The sequence below is a fragment of the Alteromonas sp. 38 genome (assembly GCF_902506055.1).
Taxonomy (GTDB): domain Bacteria; phylum Pseudomonadota; class Gammaproteobacteria; order Enterobacterales; family Alteromonadaceae; genus Alteromonas; species Alteromonas lipotrueae.
On the sequence record NZ_LR733300.1, the window covers coordinates 3,651,249 to 3,667,725 of the forward strand.

A 16,477-nucleotide genomic window follows, 5' to 3' on the forward strand; every position below is an offset into this window, starting at 1 on the left:
AATTGTATTTTGGTAGCGACATCACCAAGAGCATAGTAAAACATCATTTAAGTTTGACACATACGAAAATTCATATACGATACCAACATATATGATTTAGCGTATTTGAGATAAATGATGACTGCAGCAACTTCTACTTCATGCGTTTCGCTTTCACCACTTTCATTGTTTAAATGTTTAGCGGAAGAAACTCGGCTAAAAACACTGCTTATGCTTTGTGTTAAAGACGAACTTTGTGTGTGTGATTTAACCGACGCGCTCAATCTTAGCCAACCCAAAATATCGCGTCATCTGGCCGATTTACGTAAATGCGGGCTAGTGACTGACGACCGACGTGGTAAGTGGGTTTATTACCGCCTCAACCCAGCGCTTCCCGCATGGGCCAAAGAAGTGATTCATTTATCTGCCACAAATAACCCTGGCTATATTAGCGATGCGCTAAACAACCTTAAATGTGACGCGGGCTGTTAAACGCCCTTCTTACTTTTTTCAAATATGTGACGTAAACCATCAGGATTTTTGTAATGAAAATATTGTATATCTGCACGCACAATCGTTGCCGTAGCATCCTTTGCGAAGCCATTACTAATGCTTCAAGCAATTCATCGTTAGAAGCACGTAGTGCTGGTAGCCAGCCTGTGGGTGAAGTACATCCGTTGTCAGTAAAGTACCTTGCCGAGCGTGGCTATAGTACCGACGGTCTTAAAAGCCAGTCGTGGGACGACTTTGAAGACTACCAACCTGACATCGTCATTACCGTGTGTGACTCAGCAGCGGGTGAAGCTTGTCCTGTTTACTTTGGCAACTCTCTGAAGTTGCACTGGGGTCTTGAAGATCCTTCGAAATTAGAAGGTAGTGAAGAAGACAAAGCCCAAGCGTTCTACAACACCATCGATATTATCGAAAGCCGCGTTGCCGCACTAAGCGATATTGCATCTCGTAACCTTGCTATCGAAGACGTTAAAAAGGCGCTTCAGGAAAAAGGAGCTCAGTAATGTCGGAAAAAATATCACCTTCTGATAACTTAGTGACAAGCGTTACGCCTGCACCTACAGCTGAAGACTTCGCAAAAACGTATTCTGAACACAAACCGCGTATATTGTTGCTTTACGGCTCGTTAAGAGAGCGCTCTTACAGCCGTTTAGTAATTGAAGAAAGTGCGCGCTTGCTTGAATACTATGGTTGTGAAGCTAAAATTTTTGACCCTAGAGGTTTGCCACAACCAGACACAGAGGATGACACCCACCCAAAAGTAAAAGAGCTTCGCGAGCTCATGATGTGGTCTGAGGGGCAAATTTGGTGCTCGCCTGAACGGCACGGCAGTATGACAGGCATTATTAAAAGTATTATCGATTGGGTACCCTTGAGCATTGGCGCGGTGCGCCCAACTCAAGGGAAAACCTTAGCTGTAATGCAAGTCAGTGGTGGCTCTCAATCGTTCAACGCAGTGAATCAAATGCGTGTGCTTGGTCGCTGGATGCGCATGCTGACCATTCCTAACCAGTCTTCGGTGGCAAAAGCCTTTTTAGAATTTGAAGACAATGGCCGGATGAAGCCATCTTCTTACTACAACCGCATCGTGGATGTAGTTGAAGAACTGGTGAAATTTACCCTGCTGACCCGCGACAACAAAGATCACCTTGTTAATCGCTATTCTGAGCGCGTTGAAAGCGCAGAAGAATTGAGCAAACGGGTTAACCAAAAAACGATTTAGTCGACGCGATACTCGCACGTACTATCAACACGAAAGACATTAAAACCATTAAGGACACTGTCTCATGGGATTTTTCGAACGATACCTATCCGTATGGGTAGGACTTTGTATTATTGCAGGTGTAAGCATCGGCAGTCTTTTTCCAGACTTCTTTGCGCTAGTAGCTAGCCTTGAATATGCTCACGTTAATTTGGTGATTGCTGTACTAATTTGGCTCATGATTTACCCAATGATGATTCAAATTGATTTTTCATCCATAAAAGATGTGGGTAAAAAGCCCAAAGGGCTGGTGCTCACCTTAGTAGTGAACTGGTTAATAAAGCCTTTCACAATGGCGCTACTTGGCTGGTTATTCTTCAAAGGCATTTTCGCCGACTGGGTAGACCCACAAACGGCCACTGAATATATCGCCGGTATGATTTTACTAGGCGTAGCACCGTGTACTGCCATGGTATTTGTATGGAGCCATTTAACAAAAGGTGATGCAAACTATACCCTCGTCCAGGTCTCTATTAACGACTTGATAATGATTATCTTATTTGCCCCTATCACGGCTATGTTACTGGGTGTTACCGATATCACAGTCCCCTGGGATACATTAATTCTATCTGTGGTGCTATATGTGGTATTGCCGCTCATCGCTGGGGTTATTACACGTAAGAAGATGGAGAAAAAAGGCGAGCAAGCAGTTACCGCTATTATCGAACGCTTTAAGCCATTCTCGGTACTTGGGTTGCTAATTACCATTGTTTTACTGTTTGGCTTTCAAGCAGAAACAATATTGGCTCAGCCTCAAGACATTGTGCTAATTGCTATTCCGTTGCTTATTCAAACCTACGGGATATTTGCGATAGCCTATTTTGCGGCGAAAAAAATGAAACTACCTCACAATGTTGCCGCACCTGCTTGCATGATTGGTACGTCTAACTTTTTCGAGCTCGCCGTTGCTGTTGCCATTTCCTTATTTGGCTTACATAGCGGTGCTGCCCTCGCAACTGTTGTTGGAGTGCTGGTTGAAGTACCAGTTATGTTATCACTGGTATGGTTCGCGAATAGAACCCGCCATTGGTTTGAATAGCACAAGCATTCATTAGCGCTACAAAAGTTAGCACAAACCTAAACGCAAAAAGGAGCTCAAATGAGCTCCTTTTTTTGTATTTATTAGTGTATGAACACTCAATATCACTACCCGCTAGGGTGTTTGTTTAGCACACCATGGTTTCTGGCAGAATAAATCCATAACGCTTTAATGTGGTTTCTAAAGGTAGGCGTTTAAGCGGCTTTTCAATAAAAGCGAGCGCGCCCAACTCCATCACACGGTTTTGCATCACCGGTTGGATATCACCTGAAATGACCACAACAAACACTTCTATTTTTCGGCGCTTTATTTCTTCAAGTACGCCTACCCCATCGAGTATCGGCATGGTTAAATCTAGCAACACTAAATCGATGCGATGATGCCCCATTATCTCGAGCGCATCTACACCATTTGATGCTTCATAAATTTCACTCGCTAATCCATCGGGCAAGTTACGGCGCGCCATTTTTCTTGCTAGCGCCGAATCATCACAAATCAGAATGTTAAAGCTCATGGTCTACTCTTAGTAATCTACTAGTACATACATCGCCACATAAAATTAGCAGCGTTGAATATATTGTCGAAAACATGGATGAAGAAAGTAGGCTTAAGATTATATTAAACGAAAGTATAAAAAAACACTTTTAGGCCAATTTTCCAGTAGCTTATCGTAAATATTTGTTACTTTAGAAGGTATATGCAGCCAAAATTAAAAACAAAGCACAGAGCGCCGCATCGAATATCACATATTGTTAAAGGTTAAATTATGCTGGATGTAACCCTTTCTAAAAAAGTTGCTTATCAAGTTCTTTCCCATTTTGATAAGAGCTATCGTTGGTTTACTCGTATTACGAGAGGTGCCCAATCACGGTTTGAACAAGGCCAATGGAAAGAAATTCAGCTAGCATCGAAAGAGCGCATTACCATTTACGAACAAAGCCTTTCAGATGCCATTGCCGATGTTTACCACCTAACTGAAGTGCACAAGAAAAATGACGAGTTTTGGCAAGACTTAAAGAAAACCTTCGCACGACAACTTGAAGGCCACCCACAATTTGAGCTAGCCGAAACCTTTTATAACTCTGTGATCGGGCGTTTATTCAAACACCGAAAAATAGACAACAGCATGATGTTTGTATTGCCCAGTCGCTGCTTTTTACCCGGACAAGACCGAGATAAAGTCATTCACAGCTTCGATACCACCACCACGGTGCGCGAGATGTACGTGTCTATTTTCAAAATCTATCGCTATGGTATCCCTTTTGAAAACTACGAACGTGACATGCAAAACCTTGAAGAAGCACTTAGAAAGCGATTAACCACACGGCAATTGGCCAGTGTTCATACGGTTGAGCTTTTAAAGCCCACGTTTTTTAGGGGGAAATCGGCATATCTCATTGGCAGAATATGCATGCCTGAAGAAACCCTCCCTTTTGTAATCTCTTTGCAACGCAGTGATGAACATACCTTGTTCGTAGATGCTCTGCTTACACACAGAAGTGATTTAAGCGTTATCTTCGGCTTTGCCAGAAGCTACTTCATGGCTGATACCCAAAACCCAGCAGAAGTCGCTGCGTTTCTGCAAGAACTATTACCCAACAAAAAACACTTTGAGCTCTATATGGCGCTGGGTCACTACAAGCACGGGAAAACAGTCTTCTATCGTAATTTCCTCGACCATATGGCTACCTCCGATGATCACTTCGAGGCCGCACCTGGTATAAGAGGATTGGTGATGATGGTGTTCCACCTGCCCTCATATGGTGTGGTATTTAAAATTATAAAAGATGAATTTGCCGAAAGTAAGAAGATCACCCGAGAGCATGTTAAAGACTGCTACCGGTTGGTGAAGATGTCAGATCGAGTGGGACGAATGGCAGACACCCATGAGTACGTTAACTTTCGCTTTCCCTTGTCTCGCATCGACCCATTACTCATTGAAGAGTTAAAGGAAACATGCGCTTCTAGCCTTGAATTTACCGAAGACGAGCTGGTCATTAAGCACTTGTATATAGAACGTAAGATGACTCCGCTTAATTTGTACCTTCAACAAGAAGAAGATGAAGATAAAGTACGTAGCGCATTAAACGAGTTAGGGCTATGTATTAAACAAATAGCCATGGCAAATATTTTCCCTGGCGACATGCTGCATAAAAATTTCGGTATCACGCGACATGGCAGAGTTATCTTTTACGACTATGATGAAATATGTTTAATGAACGAACGTCATTTTAGGGCGCTACCCAAATCAGATGACCCTTATGCGATGGACATGTTGTCGGTTGGACCTAGTGACGTTTTCCCAGAGCAGTTTGAGCATTTTATTGTTGGAAAACGGAAACTTAAAGATATTTTAAAGTCGCTACATGGCGACCTAATGACCCCGGAATACTGGCATGAAGTACAGATGAAATGTGCGCGTGGGGACATTCAACATTTTACGCCATATAACGCCAACGTCCGTTTTAATAGGGGTGCTGATAGCAACCCAAAGTGATCGCAACACGATAGATTGAATGTATAAACGTTGATATTTAACTCCATTAATTAGAAGTACCAAAATCATGAATGTGCTACTTGTTGAAGATGATCCCAAAGTTGCCGCTCACATTGAAAAAGGATTTATTGGTGAAGGGCACAGCTGCATTGCGGCGCGTGATGGCGAAAAGGGCTTAGCTGAAGCTTTGTCCGAAGATGTAGACGTTATTGTATTAGATGTAATGCTTCCTTTGTTAGACGGCTTTACCATCTTGGAACGTTTACGAAATGACAACGTACTTACCCCTGTACTACTGCTTAGTGCGAAAAGCCAAGTAGAAGATAAAGTGCGAGGTTTACGTTCAGGCGCTAACGATTACTTGACCAAACCCTTTGCGTTTGAAGAGCTACTTGCCCGTGTTGAAGGGCTGGCAGGAAGAGAACGTGAAAGTGGCGATAAGACACTAATCAAAGTGGGTGATCTTACGCTTGACCTAGTGAACAGGAAGGTGCAACGAGGTGATACTGAAATAGACTTACAATCAAAAGAGTTTCAGTTATTAGAGTGCTTATTGCGCCATCAAGGGAAAGTCGTTACACGCAGCATGCTGTTGGAACAAGTGTGGAATTATCACTTCGATCCGCAAACCAATGTTATCGATGTGCATATTAGCCGTTTGCGTCAAAAAGTAGATAAAGCATTCAACGTCCCTCTGATTGAAACCGTGAGAGGCACGGGATATAGAATTGCGGATCCTGTTGTGTGTTAGCAATAGGCAACTTCACCCGAAGTTCTAGTTTCCGTGTTGGGGTATTACTAACCTCGTTAGCGCTTGTCGCTATTTTATTTATTGTCTACTTCTGGCGTCTTGCCAGCAGTGATGTATTTATTCGTGAGGCAAGCGCTGCGGTTGATGCAGAAACCTATACATTTACGCTATTACATAAACAAGCAGGCATTGATGCGGTAATTGACAATATCCAATTGAGAGCAACCCCCAGTCTAGCGATAGGCCCGAAACACGCCGATACAACTCACCCGCTGTCAGCTTCTCGATTAATTGTGGTGCTTCGCGACGGTGAAAATCAAATAGTCGCGGGTAACTATCCCCTTTGGCCTACTGCCATGAGTGAAAGTGTTGACGCGGGCACTACCCTTACAAGAATTATTAATTTACCCGCTTTGGCTGGCGGCAAAGATATTACCTCGCATGATAGCACGCGCTATTCCTTCTCTGATTCAACCAACAGCATCCTTTATGAAGAGGTAAATTGGGGCGGCTATTCTTTGTTTGTTGGTCGTAATATCGATGATTTATACAGCGCACAATGGCTAGGTAAAACGTTTGGTTGGATAATTATTGCATTGCTATGTATTTTAGGAGCCATAAGCTTTGCGGTCGCGCTGTATGTGGTAAAACGCATTAACCGCATGGCACAAACTGCCGATTACATTATCCGTACCGGTAACTTGGAAGAACGATTGGAAATAGACAGCAGCTGGGATGACTTAAGTCGACTGGCTGTTGTGTTCAATCATATGCTCGATACCATTGAAAGTGCAGTGAACAATATAAAGTCAGTAAGCGACAGTATTGCCCACGACTTGCGTACTCCGCTGGCACGCTTACGCAATAATTTAGAGCATATTGGTGATGAAAAGCTACGGCACGAAACTACCTACGAAGCTGACAAACTGTTAAATATGTTCAATAGTCTTTTGCGCATTAGCAAACTAGAAACGGTACACAAAAAAGAAGGGTTTTGTGAAACCGAGCTAAGCGACATGGTAACCGATGTAGAGGATTTATATCAGCCATTGGCCGAAGACCGAGATATTAAACTTATTAGCCAACTGTCTAAAATTCAGTTCTACGGCGACCCAAACCTACTGTTTCAAGCAGTAGCGAATGTGCTAGATAACGCCATAAAATACACGCCTGATGGCGGAACCGTTACGTTACAACTTACCGCCACGTCTTCCAATGTGATTATCAGCGTGAATGATAATGGGAAGGGAGTTGATGAACATGAACTTGATAGTTTAGAACGTCGTTTCTTCCAAGCTGATAAAAGCAGAACCTGTGAAGGGAACGGGTTGGGGTTATCGCTTGTTTCGGCAATTATTAAACTGCACAAAGGTAAACTCTGGTTCGTGCACGACCCGCTTATGCAAGGGCACGGGTTGGGCGTAGTATTCACCTTCCCCCGTTAATGCTTTGATAAACTGTTAAATCGACACTAGCTTTGTTTCTGCATAAAAATAGTCACCTCAGCCATTACCACGCCAAATTTTCTAATGTATGAGCGGTTCATCATGGCGCTATCGTCAAATGCCCAAAACCAATCATCGAAGGTAACTGCATAGGTTGTATCATCAACCGGTAAGTCCATATTGTAATGAAAGTTAAATGCGTTGCCGTATGAAGTGCCTGTTGCAGGGCCATCAATATCGCCCGCGTTGCCCACGTAGGTGCCATCGGCCTGTTTAACAATTTTCCACGTACGAGTTTTTGGCCCTTCACCTACGCCGTAGGTGAATGTTTCATCTAGCGTTAATGTACCGCCCTCGTTTTTACCTTCAATATCTACCACAAAGCGCTGAACCACTTCGCCAGAACGATTTTGTACTATGCCCCAAGCCCGAACGTTGCCAGCAAAAAATTCCTCAATATTAAAAGTGGGTGAAACTTGTTTGTAAGTATTGCCATCTACCGATGTAGAACATCCGGCTATAAGAGTAAGGCAAGATAAAAGCCCGACTAATACCGTGCGCTGTATAAATTTCATAATGACCTCGATTTTGGTTTATATGGCTGTCTGCTTAGCGACTTATTTTTTTTAATAAATATTTCGCCAAATGAATGCCGTTCACTGCGCTTGCTGTGCGCTTTTTGTTTATATAGGTTGATGCTTTAAGCTGATATTTTTAACTAATATTTTTGTTTATAGTCTTTATTCTTGGGCTTATTTGATAAGCTTTTTAACGCGCTTAGAATCGCTGCCCATAATTAATAAAGCATGGACTTATTATTTTTGTAACAAGGCCTTACGTAATTTGGGTTCAGAGGTTTTTTCTGACAGCCAAATGTCGAAAAAAGACTGTGTAAAGTTTGTGTCTTCAATAGTCCCAGCTAGCTCACCATTGATATAAAACTCACTGGCTTGGTCTGAGGTAGCCACACCAGTAATCACGTCACCGTCTTCAACATCGGGGAAAAGCGCCGCCATTTTGTCTCGCCATTCACTTAACATTGCTTCGTCGCTAATACCTTGCTTACGCATTTCATCTACTGAACGCTGTGCTATCTTTTTACCGTCTAGACTTCTTTGATAATCAAGCTTTAATGCAAAAGGAGCGTCAGACTGCCACTGTCCCTTCGGCGCATAGAGCGTAGCGTCGTACACGTCCCAAAACATATACGTAAACATTGCATTACCCACAACTTGCGCCTCGGGCACTTGTTTGGTGACATAATCAGGCACGCTTTGCGCCAGCACATTTTTCGACAAAACCACAAGTGATATTCCCAATACGATGACGAGCTTTAAAGTGGAATAACGACGTTGAAACATATACATGTACCTTCTTTATCTATCTTCTAGTTATACTGTTGGAATTGCCACATTGATCATTTGAATAGCTTGTTTTGAATTTTGAAAGTTTTGCTGATGCCCTATGTTTACCCTCGCCACTAGAGCCCTTTGCGCCAGACTGGGAGGGTGCTGAACATGTATCAATGTTTGTTAAGCGGGACGATAAAATACATCCCGTCATTTCAGGCAACAAATGGCGTAAATTAAAGTACGCGTTTGCTCTTTTGACGCACCAAGAAATGGCTTTAAATTCGCAGGCGGGTTTCCGCTCGGATTTGAACACCCAGCTACCTTCCTCAGTAGTCAGTTTTGGCGGTGGGTTTTCCAACCATCTGCATGCTTTGGGTTATTTATGTCATCAGCTAAATGTGCCTTTTCACGCTATTATTCGCGGCGACTACACAAAACACCCCAGCCCAATGATTCAGGATTTAGTGAAATGGGGCGCTCAAGTTCACTACGTAAATAAAAAAACCTATCAGCAAAGGGATGAGCCTACTTATTTAGCGAGCCTACGAACTCAGTTTCCCGATGCGTTGATTATTCCTGAAGGTGGCAGCCAAATGGCGGCGCTAAAAGGCGTGCAAGAAGTCGTAAACGAAATAGATATCCCTTTCGACCGTATTATTGCTCCTGTTGCCAGTGGCACGACCTTGGCAGGGTTAACCTCTGCATTATCACCCCACCAACACGCTATTGGCATTGGCGTATTAAAAGGAGAAGGATATCTAGAAGGACTCGTAGAAAAGTTTCTTGAGCCGGGGCTTGCTTTTAATCTTGCTCATACTTCTACACCCACTCATACATCAGCCCTTAGTGCTTGCTCAAAAAGCCAATTCAGCATCAATCATGATTTTCACTGTGGCGGATACGGGAAAATCCCCCCGTACTTGAAGGCATTCTGTGAAAACTTCAATCAAACAATGCCTTTTGAAATTGAAGGGGTTTACTCTGGAAAAATGTTTTGGGCACTTAAGCACTTGCTAGCAAATTTTGCTTCAACGAATCTCTCGACCAATGCATGTGAAAAAGGGGCATTTAAAAAAGGACAAACACTTATTATTGTTCATACTGGTGGAATTCAGGGCGCCAGAAAAAATAAAATCCCTTGATCTTATAGACCTACACATTCGTTTAACCTAATATCGAGGTTGTGGGGAATATTTTCTACAAGCACAGCCTGGTTGTATCTAGCTTCGCGTTACTCATAGCTTTCGTTCAAACGCAATAATCGTTAGGAGATGCACCGTGATAAAAGGAACAAGTAGCTTACCTCCCCCTTTAAATATATTGGTTTCTAGGGCGCTCAAGTTATGCGAACTGGTACTTTCTACCAGTTCCGTCTTCTATCCCTTCGCGGCTATCTATGAAAATGGCAAAGTCGGTTGTTTGTTTAGCGAAGAAACCCATTATCGTATCGATGAAAGTCAACTTATAGAGTGTTTGCAGTGGCGAATCATCGACACTACTACAGACTCTGAAAGTTACAGTATTCTCGTTTATGCCGCGACGGTTGAAACGCAAAAGCACACCCGCTTGGATGCTATCGCCATCAGTGCTGCTTGCCCCAATGACGAGGAAAAACTTTTACTCTATCCTTATTATCGAGTGGGCGACAAAATTGTGGTTTCCCCTCCCATCAATACAATGCCAGAATAGGCGTTATCGCGTATAAATTACGCTTATTCGTTTTCCTTGTGTTAACGATGACTATTTTTTGTCGAACCTATGCTGTCTTTGCTTGCCAATTTGGTATCGTCTGCTAGCATTCAGCCCAAAATTCATTAGCTTATTTAGGGATTAATTATTATGTCTCGCGTTTTAATTATTGGTGCTGGCGGCGTTGCCTCAGTAACCGTAAAAAAGTGTGCACGTTTACCTCAGCACTTTGACGAAATTTTTCTTGCCAGCCGCACTGTGTCTAAGTGTGAAGCATTGCAACAAGAAGTGGGTGCAGACCGCGTTAAAGGCGTATTCGCCCTTGATGCCGATAACGCCAAAGAAGTAGAAGCGCTTATTAATGATGTTAAGCCTGACTTAGTAATTAACCTTGCATTACCGTATCAAGATTTGCCTATTATGGACGCGTGTTTAGCCACTAACACCGACTACCTTGATACCGCAAACTACGAACCAAAAGACGAAGCAAAATTCGAATACTCTTGGCAGTGGGCTTACCAGCAGAAATTTAAAGACGCTGGCATTATGGCGTTGTTAGGCAGTGGTTTCGATCCAGGTGTAACCAACGTGTACACCGCTTACGCTGCTAAGCACTATTTCGACGAAATTCACTATTTGGATATTGTTGATTGTAATGGTGGTGATCATGGTCAAGCGTTTGCAACCAACTTCAACCCTGAAATCAATATTCGTGAAATTACTCAACGTGGTCGTTTCTGGGAAAATGGCGAGTGGAAAGAAACCGATCCACTCAGCGTGCGTGAAGATTTAGATTACCAAAATATTGGTGTGCGCGCGTCATACTTGATGTTCCATGAAGAATTGGAATCTTTGGTTAAGCACTTCCCTACCCTAAAACGTGCGCGTTTTTGGATGACCTTTGGTGATGAATACCTCACACACCTTCGTGTTTTAGAAGGCGTAGGCATGACCAGCATTGAACCAGTTGAATTCCAAGGCCAAAAAGTGGTGCCTTTAGAGTTCTTGAAGGCTGTATTACCTAACCCAGGTTCACTAGCTGAAGGCTATACCGGCATGACCTGTATCGGTACTTACATTACTGGCGTGAAAGATGGTAAAGAAAAAACCATTTTCATCTACAACAACTGTGAACATGCTAAGTGTAACGATGAAGTGGGTGCACAAGCGGTGTCTTACACTACAGGTGTTCCAGCCATGATTGGGGCTGCGCTAATGCTAAACGGCACTTGGAAAGAAAACGGTGTTTGGAACATGGAACAATTTGATCCAGACCCATTCATGGATATGCTAAACGAGCACGGCCTTCCTTGGCATGTACTTGAGTGTGATAGCAGCCCATTCACTAAGTAACAGAACACTGTAACTGGAGCAAATAAAGGTTGGCAGACTTAACGCAACGAACAGATATCCCTTCTCCTTGCTATGTGCTGGAAGAGGAAAAACTCATCCGAAACCTTGAGTTGATGAAGCGTGTACAAGACGAGTCAGGTGTTAGAATCATTCTGGCTTTGAAAGGGTTTTCAATGTGGTCGAGCTTCGACATCATTAAACCATATTTACATGGCGCAACCGCAAGTTCGGTATGGGAAGCCAAATTAGCCGCTGAAATGGGTAAAGAAGTCCATGCCTACTCTCCTGCGTATAAAAAGGCGGATATAGAAGAGCTGGCGACGCTGGTGAATCACTTGTCGTTCAATAGTCTGTCACAATGGCAAGCGAGCAAAGATGCGCTTGCGGGCGTGTCTTTGGGGTTGCGTATTAATCCAGAGCATCAAGAAGCAGATACCCCGCTTTACGACCCCGCAGCGCCGGGGTCGCGATTGGGGCTTCGAGTAAGTGAACTAGAAGGCGTAGATTTATCGGGCATCGACGGCTTCCATTGCCATAACTTGTGTGAGTGTGACTCATTCGCTACCGAACGTACGCTTAAAGCAATAGAGGAACGCTTTGGCGATTATTTAGGTCAGTTAAAGTGGTTAAACTTAGGTGGCGGCCACTTGATGACTAGCCAAGGTTATGATGTTGACCACCTGATTAAAACCCTTAGCGATTTTAAACAGCGTTACCCGCATTTAGACGTTATCTTAGAGCCTGGCTCTGCAGTCGCGTGGCAAACAGGGCCGCTCATTGCAGAGGTCGTGGACGTGGTAAACAACGATGGCGATATTGCCATTTTAGATATTTCAGCCACGGCGCACATGCCTGATGTACTTGAAATGCCTTATCGGCCGACGATTTTAAATGCGTCGTTACCTGGCGAGAAAGCCTACAACTATCGCTTAGGTGGAAACTCCTGCTTAGCGGGCGATGTGATTGATACCTATTCCTTCGATGCGCCATTAAAAGCCGGCGATCGGGTTCAGTTTGAAGACATGATGCACTACACCATGGTGAAAACGTCATTCTTCAACGGCGTTGAACACCCTGCCATTGGTATTTTGCGTAAAAACGGGGAGTTCGAAATTGTTCGCCAATTCACTTACGAGGACTTTAAAGGCCGCTTGTCGTAAGCAGTAGATAGCGCCTTTTAACTAAAAAATAAATGCCCGCTAGCGTTAACGCAGCGGGCATTTTTATTTATGACGTTTGAATACAGCGTAGTGGATAAAAACCTATTCTATAAAATGCCAGTACCGTTAAGATTCTGGCTTTTATCTACCGTGCCTTCCGCGATAACCGTATCATCAAGATAAATAGCAAATGGCGTACCTTCAGGGCCTGTAAGATTATACCGAAATCCATGCATTTCATCGGCTAAGGCTAACTTCACCTGCGTGTTAGGGTGAATTAAATCGTATTCACCAGAATCGCCGGATTTATCAAAAATATCGACGACCCATTTGCCCTCTGGCATCTCAATTTTCAAAACTTGCTGACTCATAACTATCCTCCAACCTTATACTTAACGTGATAAGCAAGAGTGCAAAGTGCGCTAAGCCTATCCCGTGTTAACTATATTGTTTAGATAGGTACCCTTAATCCATAGGTCTGAGATCAATCAGTCTCTTTCACTTCTTTCGCACCTTTTGCTTCTAGTCCTGCTTGGTACAAGGCATTCTTTTTCAAGTCATAGTGATCAGCCACAACAGCTGCAGCTTTTTTTAGCGGCATGTGATCACATAACGTGGTTAAAAGCGACATGGCTTCAGTCGATATTTCAGATAAATTCACTTGGGCTGGCGACACCATCACCACGAACTCACCTTTTTGATGGGCTGCATCGGCTTCTAAATAATCAATAACATCACCTGGCGTACCACTCACATAGGTTTCAAAGGTCTTGCTAAGCTCTTTGGCGACCACAATGTGCCTGTCTCCTAGCACACGGGCAATGTCATTCATTGTGGCTAAAATACGGCGTGGGGCTTCGTAAAATACGCTCGTGCAAGTACGCTCTTTTAGTGCAGCAAGTTGGTTGTCTTTAGCTTGTGTTTTTACCGGTAAAAAGCCTTCAAAAATAAATCGGTCTGTTGGCAGCCCTGAAGCACTTAGCGCGGTAATAGCGGCACATGGGCCTGGCAATGCGGTAACAGGAATACATTCTTCCCGGCAGCGCCTAACAAATACAAAACCAGGGTCGCTAATTAATGGCGTGCCCGCATCACTGATTAACGCTACAGATTCGCCGTCTTTTAAGCGCTGAACCAGCATTGCGGTACGTTTATCTTCATTATGATCATGCAGCGATAAGGTACGTGTAGAAATACTGAAGTGCTGTAATAACCGGGAGCTGTGTCGTGTATCTTCCGCAGCAATCCAGTTAACCTGTTTTAGTACCTCGATAGCGCGGGCGCTAATATCATCAAGGTTGCCGATAGGTGTAGGAACGATATACAAGGTGGCGAAATTGGTCATATAAACAATAAAAATAACGAATAATAAAGAAAGTGTACCACGCCATTGGGCTAGTTTACGCCGGCAAACGTAGATTTTCATCGTGGTTAGGATAAACTTGCCGCTACTTGCCGTTAAACGAAGTGAAAGGAAACAGACTGTGGGTCACATTGGACATTTTACAAAGCGCATTACCTTTGCAATGGCGACAGCCACCAGCATGCTATTTTTAGCAGGCTGCGGGAGCACACCTGAACCCACCTCGGCACCGAAGATTATCAATACTGAGCCGGTAGAAGCGCCAGTAGAGAAGCATATCACGCCAGAACACAAGCTGGTAGAAGCTAAAAAAGTATGGCTTCAAACCCGAGACAAAGTGAAGCGAGACACGTTACTACTAGATGCCGTAGGCCTTTATATCGCTCAAGACGATACCATTTTAGCGCAGCAAATCTTATTTGAAATGAAACAAGACGGTGTAGCTACCTCGTTGCAAGATAGCTACGCCATACATGTTGCGATGGCATATCAGAACGACCCTTCTTCATCGCCAGCGCAACTTACTGCAATGCTGGAAGATGTAAATACTAGCCCTGCCCTTGTTGCCAAACTTGCGGCGCTACAAGCAGACCTTTATGCCAAGCAAGGTTTGTGGGCTAAGGCGGCCAATAGCGTTTTGTCTACCGAGCTAGAAGACGAACAGAAAGTCGCTAAGGTGTGGTCGCTATTAAACCAAATACCTGCCGATAGGCTCAAGCAAAGTGAAAACCAATACCCTAAGTTGCAGCCCTTCTTTGCCCTTCGTCAATTAACCATTGAAAATGTGCGAAACCCGCAGCAGTTGAATCGGTCAATTACGCAATATCAACAGGTTTATGCAGGCCATATGTTGGCAAAGCATTTACCCAAAGATGTTGCATTAGCACAGGCGCTAACCGCCCCTCAAATTCGCGAACTTGTTGTTCTATTGCCGCTGAGCGGAAGGCTTGCGGCTACTGGTGAAGCGGTGAAAGACGGCATTATGGCGGGTTATTATCAACAGCTTCAACAAAGCAGCAACCCAAATAGTATGCCTGCCATTCGGTTTGTTGATACTACCAACGCTGATACACAAACCATGGTCGCCGCTATTGGCGACGCTAAATTTATAGTCGGCCCACTACTAAAAGAAACCGTTGAACAATTAATACCCGCGTTACCGCCCGGCGTGAACATGTTGGCGTTAAACCGCCCAGATGAAATGCCGACAATTTTAGACAACTCAACGTCAGTACACTCTGATTCTGTTAGCTATGAATCTGAGATACCTTCCTCCATGGCACCAGCGGTCAATTATTTCGCCCTTGCGCCGGAAGATGAAGCCAATCAGCTTGCAGAGTTTATTTATAGCAAAGGCTTTAGAGCCCCTATTGTTATTGCAGCACAGAGTAACTTGTACCAACGTATGAACGATGCATTTAAAGCGCGCTGGAACACGTTGCACGAACATGAAGCCCAAGCCCGCAAGGCTAACATCACCTCAGTGACGTTCAATGATAGCGAGTCACTAAGAGAGGGCATTACCCAAGCCTTAGATGTAGCGCAAAGTAATCAGCGTATTAACCAAATTGAATACATGACGAACGAAGAAGTTTACAACATGCCCCGCAGCAGACGAGACATTGATGCCATTGTTGCGTTCGCGTCGCCACAAGATACCGAACTTCTTAACCCCATTATTGAAGCTAGCTTAAATCCGTACGATGGAAAACAAGTGCCTGTTTACGCGACCTCTCGTTCAATGGACTACAACAGCGGCAAGAACCAGTGGCGTGATTTGCAAAACGTACGCTTTATCGACATGCCGTGGATGATGCCAAACCATAAATGGCAACAACTTGCTCAAGAAACTAAGCAAACGTGGCCCAACCGCAGTACGTTGCAAAATAGACTGTTCGCCTTCGGTGTAGATGCTTACGAATTACTTCCTCAATTAGGGATGCTAAACACCCTGTCGTACATAACATTCGACGGGTTAACCGGTACACTTACGCTGAATAAAAACAGTGAAGTAGAACGAAACTTACCTCAAGCCGTTATTCGTAACGAGCGCGTGCAAATGCTAATGGAGTAAA

The 16,477-nt window shown here is 43.9% G+C and carries 17 protein-coding genes; 12 read left to right on the forward strand and 5 right to left on the reverse strand.

What is annotated here, in order from left to right:
• The first annotated feature begins 117 nt into the window (after positions 1 to 117).
• The 4 genes from FLAVO9R_RS15825 to arsB all read left to right on the forward strand — a co-directional run bounded on the left by FLAVO9R_RS15825 (position 118) and on the right by arsB (position 2,792).
• Positions 118 to 471 carry a metalloregulator ArsR/SmtB family transcription factor gene (locus tag FLAVO9R_RS15825; protein WP_159534671.1) on the forward strand — a complete coding sequence of 118 codons (354 nt, stop codon included), beginning with the start codon at positions 118 to 120 and terminating at the stop codon, positions 469 to 471.
• A gap of 53 nt (positions 472 to 524) precedes the next feature.
• Positions 525 to 995, forward strand: a complete 471-nt coding sequence (locus tag FLAVO9R_RS15830; RefSeq protein WP_159532866.1) for an arsenate reductase ArsC — start codon at positions 525 to 527, stop codon at positions 993 to 995.
• Positions 995 to 1,714, forward strand: coding sequence for an arsenical resistance protein ArsH (gene arsH, locus FLAVO9R_RS15835; protein ID WP_159532868.1), 720 nt, complete (start codon positions 995 to 997; stop codon positions 1,712 to 1,714). Before FLAVO9R_RS15830 ends, arsH begins: the two co-directional genes overlap by 1 nt.
• 64 nt (positions 1,715 to 1,778) lie before the next feature.
• Positions 1,779 to 2,792, forward strand: coding sequence for an ACR3 family arsenite efflux transporter (arsB, locus tag FLAVO9R_RS15840; RefSeq protein ID WP_159532870.1), 1,014 nt, complete (start codon positions 1,779 to 1,781; stop codon positions 2,790 to 2,792).
• Between the two features lie 127 nt (positions 2,793 to 2,919).
• On the opposite strand, the gene FLAVO9R_RS15845 is transcribed toward arsB, so the two are convergent.
• On the reverse strand, positions 2,920 to 3,306 hold the full coding sequence (locus tag FLAVO9R_RS15845) for a response regulator (protein ID WP_159532872.1): 387 nt from the start codon (positions 3,304 to 3,306) through the stop codon (positions 2,920 to 2,922).
• A gap of 252 nt (positions 3,307 to 3,558) precedes the next feature.
• Here FLAVO9R_RS15845 and aceK point away from each other — a divergent pair, with 252 nt between their 5' ends.
• The 3 genes from aceK (at position 3,559) to FLAVO9R_RS15860 (ending at position 7,485) form a co-directional block, all read left to right on the forward strand.
• A complete protein-coding gene (gene aceK, locus FLAVO9R_RS15850; protein WP_159532874.1) occupies positions 3,559 to 5,289 on the forward strand; it encodes a bifunctional isocitrate dehydrogenase kinase/phosphatase in 1,731 nt (576 codons plus the stop codon).
• A gap of 67 nt (positions 5,290 to 5,356) precedes the next feature.
• Positions 5,357 to 6,040 carry a response regulator transcription factor gene (locus FLAVO9R_RS15855; RefSeq protein WP_159532876.1) on the forward strand — a complete coding sequence of 228 codons (684 nt, stop codon included), beginning with the start codon at positions 5,357 to 5,359 and terminating at the stop codon, positions 6,038 to 6,040.
• Positions 6,034 to 7,485, forward strand: a complete 1,452-nt coding sequence (locus FLAVO9R_RS15860; protein ID WP_159532878.1) for a sensor histidine kinase — start codon at positions 6,034 to 6,036, stop codon at positions 7,483 to 7,485. The genes FLAVO9R_RS15855 and FLAVO9R_RS15860 overlap by 7 nt, the downstream gene beginning before the upstream one ends.
• A gap of 26 nt (positions 7,486 to 7,511) precedes the next feature.
• Here the strand turns inward: FLAVO9R_RS15860 and FLAVO9R_RS15865 are convergent, their stop codons facing one another.
• Both FLAVO9R_RS15865 and FLAVO9R_RS15870 read right to left on the reverse strand, forming a co-directional pair.
• On the reverse strand, positions 7,512 to 8,060 hold the full coding sequence (locus FLAVO9R_RS15865; RefSeq protein WP_159532880.1) for a DUF3833 domain-containing protein: 549 nt from the start codon (positions 8,058 to 8,060) through the stop codon (positions 7,512 to 7,514).
• A gap of 240 nt (positions 8,061 to 8,300) precedes the next feature.
• The gene (locus FLAVO9R_RS15870; RefSeq protein ID WP_232363175.1) at positions 8,301 to 8,852 is read right to left on the reverse strand and encodes a chalcone isomerase family protein; all 552 of its coding nucleotides are present in this window, start codon (positions 8,850 to 8,852) and stop codon (positions 8,301 to 8,303) included.
• A gap of 158 nt (positions 8,853 to 9,010) precedes the next feature.
• Here FLAVO9R_RS15870 and FLAVO9R_RS15875 point away from each other — a divergent pair, with 158 nt between their 5' ends.
• The 4 genes from FLAVO9R_RS15875 (at position 9,011) to nspC (ending at position 13,039) form a co-directional block, all read left to right on the forward strand.
• Positions 9,011 to 9,979 carry a 1-aminocyclopropane-1-carboxylate deaminase/D-cysteine desulfhydrase gene (locus FLAVO9R_RS15875; RefSeq protein ID WP_232370732.1) on the forward strand — a complete coding sequence of 323 codons (969 nt, stop codon included), beginning with the start codon at positions 9,011 to 9,013 and terminating at the stop codon, positions 9,977 to 9,979.
• Between the two features lie 136 nt (positions 9,980 to 10,115).
• A complete protein-coding gene (locus FLAVO9R_RS15880; protein ID WP_013782868.1) occupies positions 10,116 to 10,526 on the forward strand; it encodes a hypothetical protein in 411 nt (136 codons plus the stop codon).
• Between the two features lie 150 nt (positions 10,527 to 10,676).
• Positions 10,677 to 11,879: a saccharopine dehydrogenase family protein gene (locus tag FLAVO9R_RS15885; RefSeq protein WP_159532884.1), complete on the forward strand. Its 1,203-nt coding sequence runs from the start codon at positions 10,677 to 10,679 to the stop codon at positions 11,877 to 11,879.
• 29 nt (positions 11,880 to 11,908) lie between these two features.
• Positions 11,909 to 13,039 carry a carboxynorspermidine decarboxylase gene (nspC, locus tag FLAVO9R_RS15890; protein WP_159532886.1) on the forward strand — a complete coding sequence of 377 codons (1,131 nt, stop codon included), beginning with the start codon at positions 11,909 to 11,911 and terminating at the stop codon, positions 13,037 to 13,039.
• Positions 13,040 to 13,146: 107 nt separating this feature from the next.
• Here nspC and FLAVO9R_RS15895 read toward each other — a convergent pair whose 3' ends face one another.
• Both FLAVO9R_RS15895 and rsmI read right to left on the reverse strand, forming a co-directional pair.
• On the reverse strand, positions 13,147 to 13,410 hold the full coding sequence (locus tag FLAVO9R_RS15895) for a hypothetical protein (protein ID WP_159532888.1): 264 nt from the start codon (positions 13,408 to 13,410) through the stop codon (positions 13,147 to 13,149).
• Between the two features lie 113 nt (positions 13,411 to 13,523).
• A complete protein-coding gene (rsmI, locus tag FLAVO9R_RS15900; protein ID WP_159532890.1) occupies positions 13,524 to 14,384 on the reverse strand; it encodes a 16S rRNA (cytidine(1402)-2'-O)-methyltransferase in 861 nt (286 codons plus the stop codon).
• 139 nt (positions 14,385 to 14,523) lie between these two features.
• Between rsmI and FLAVO9R_RS15905 the strand changes: the two genes are divergently transcribed.
• Positions 14,524 to 16,476: a penicillin-binding protein activator gene (locus tag FLAVO9R_RS15905; protein WP_232370679.1), complete on the forward strand. Its 1,953-nt coding sequence runs from the start codon at positions 14,524 to 14,526 to the stop codon at positions 16,474 to 16,476.
• The last annotated feature ends 1 nt before the right edge of the window (position 16,477 follow it).

Coding starts and splice junctions, on each gene's coding strand:
- FLAVO9R_RS15825 (WP_159534671.1), top strand. CDS start 118: ATGACTGCAGCAACTTCTACTTCATGCGTTTCGCTTTCACCACTTTCA.
- FLAVO9R_RS15830 (WP_159532866.1), top strand. CDS start 525: ATGAAAATATTGTATATCTGCACGCACAATCGTTGCCGTAGCATCCTT.
- arsH (WP_159532868.1), top strand. CDS start 995: ATGTCGGAAAAAATATCACCTTCTGATAACTTAGTGACAAGCGTTACG.
- arsB (WP_159532870.1), top strand. CDS start 1,779: ATGGGATTTTTCGAACGATACCTATCCGTATGGGTAGGACTTTGTATT.
- FLAVO9R_RS15845 (WP_159532872.1), bottom strand. CDS start 3,306: ATGAGCTTTAACATTCTGATTTGTGATGATTCGGCGCTAGCAAGAAAA.
- aceK (WP_159532874.1), top strand. CDS start 3,559: ATGCTGGATGTAACCCTTTCTAAAAAAGTTGCTTATCAAGTTCTTTCC.
- FLAVO9R_RS15855 (WP_159532876.1), top strand. CDS start 5,357: ATGAATGTGCTACTTGTTGAAGATGATCCCAAAGTTGCCGCTCACATT.
- FLAVO9R_RS15865 (WP_159532880.1), bottom strand. CDS start 8,060: ATGAAATTTATACAGCGCACGGTATTAGTCGGGCTTTTATCTTGCCTT.
- FLAVO9R_RS15870 (WP_232363175.1), bottom strand. CDS start 8,852: ATGTATATGTTTCAACGTCGTTATTCCACTTTAAAGCTCGTCATCGTA.
- FLAVO9R_RS15875 (WP_232370732.1), top strand. CDS start 9,011: ATGTTTGTTAAGCGGGACGATAAAATACATCCCGTCATTTCAGGCAAC.
- FLAVO9R_RS15885 (WP_159532884.1), top strand. CDS start 10,677: ATGTCTCGCGTTTTAATTATTGGTGCTGGCGGCGTTGCCTCAGTAACC.
- FLAVO9R_RS15895 (WP_159532888.1), bottom strand. CDS start 13,410: ATGAGTCAGCAAGTTTTGAAAATTGAGATGCCAGAGGGCAAATGGGTC.
- rsmI (WP_159532890.1), bottom strand. CDS start 14,384: ATGACCAATTTCGCCACCTTGTATATCGTTCCTACACCTATCGGCAAC.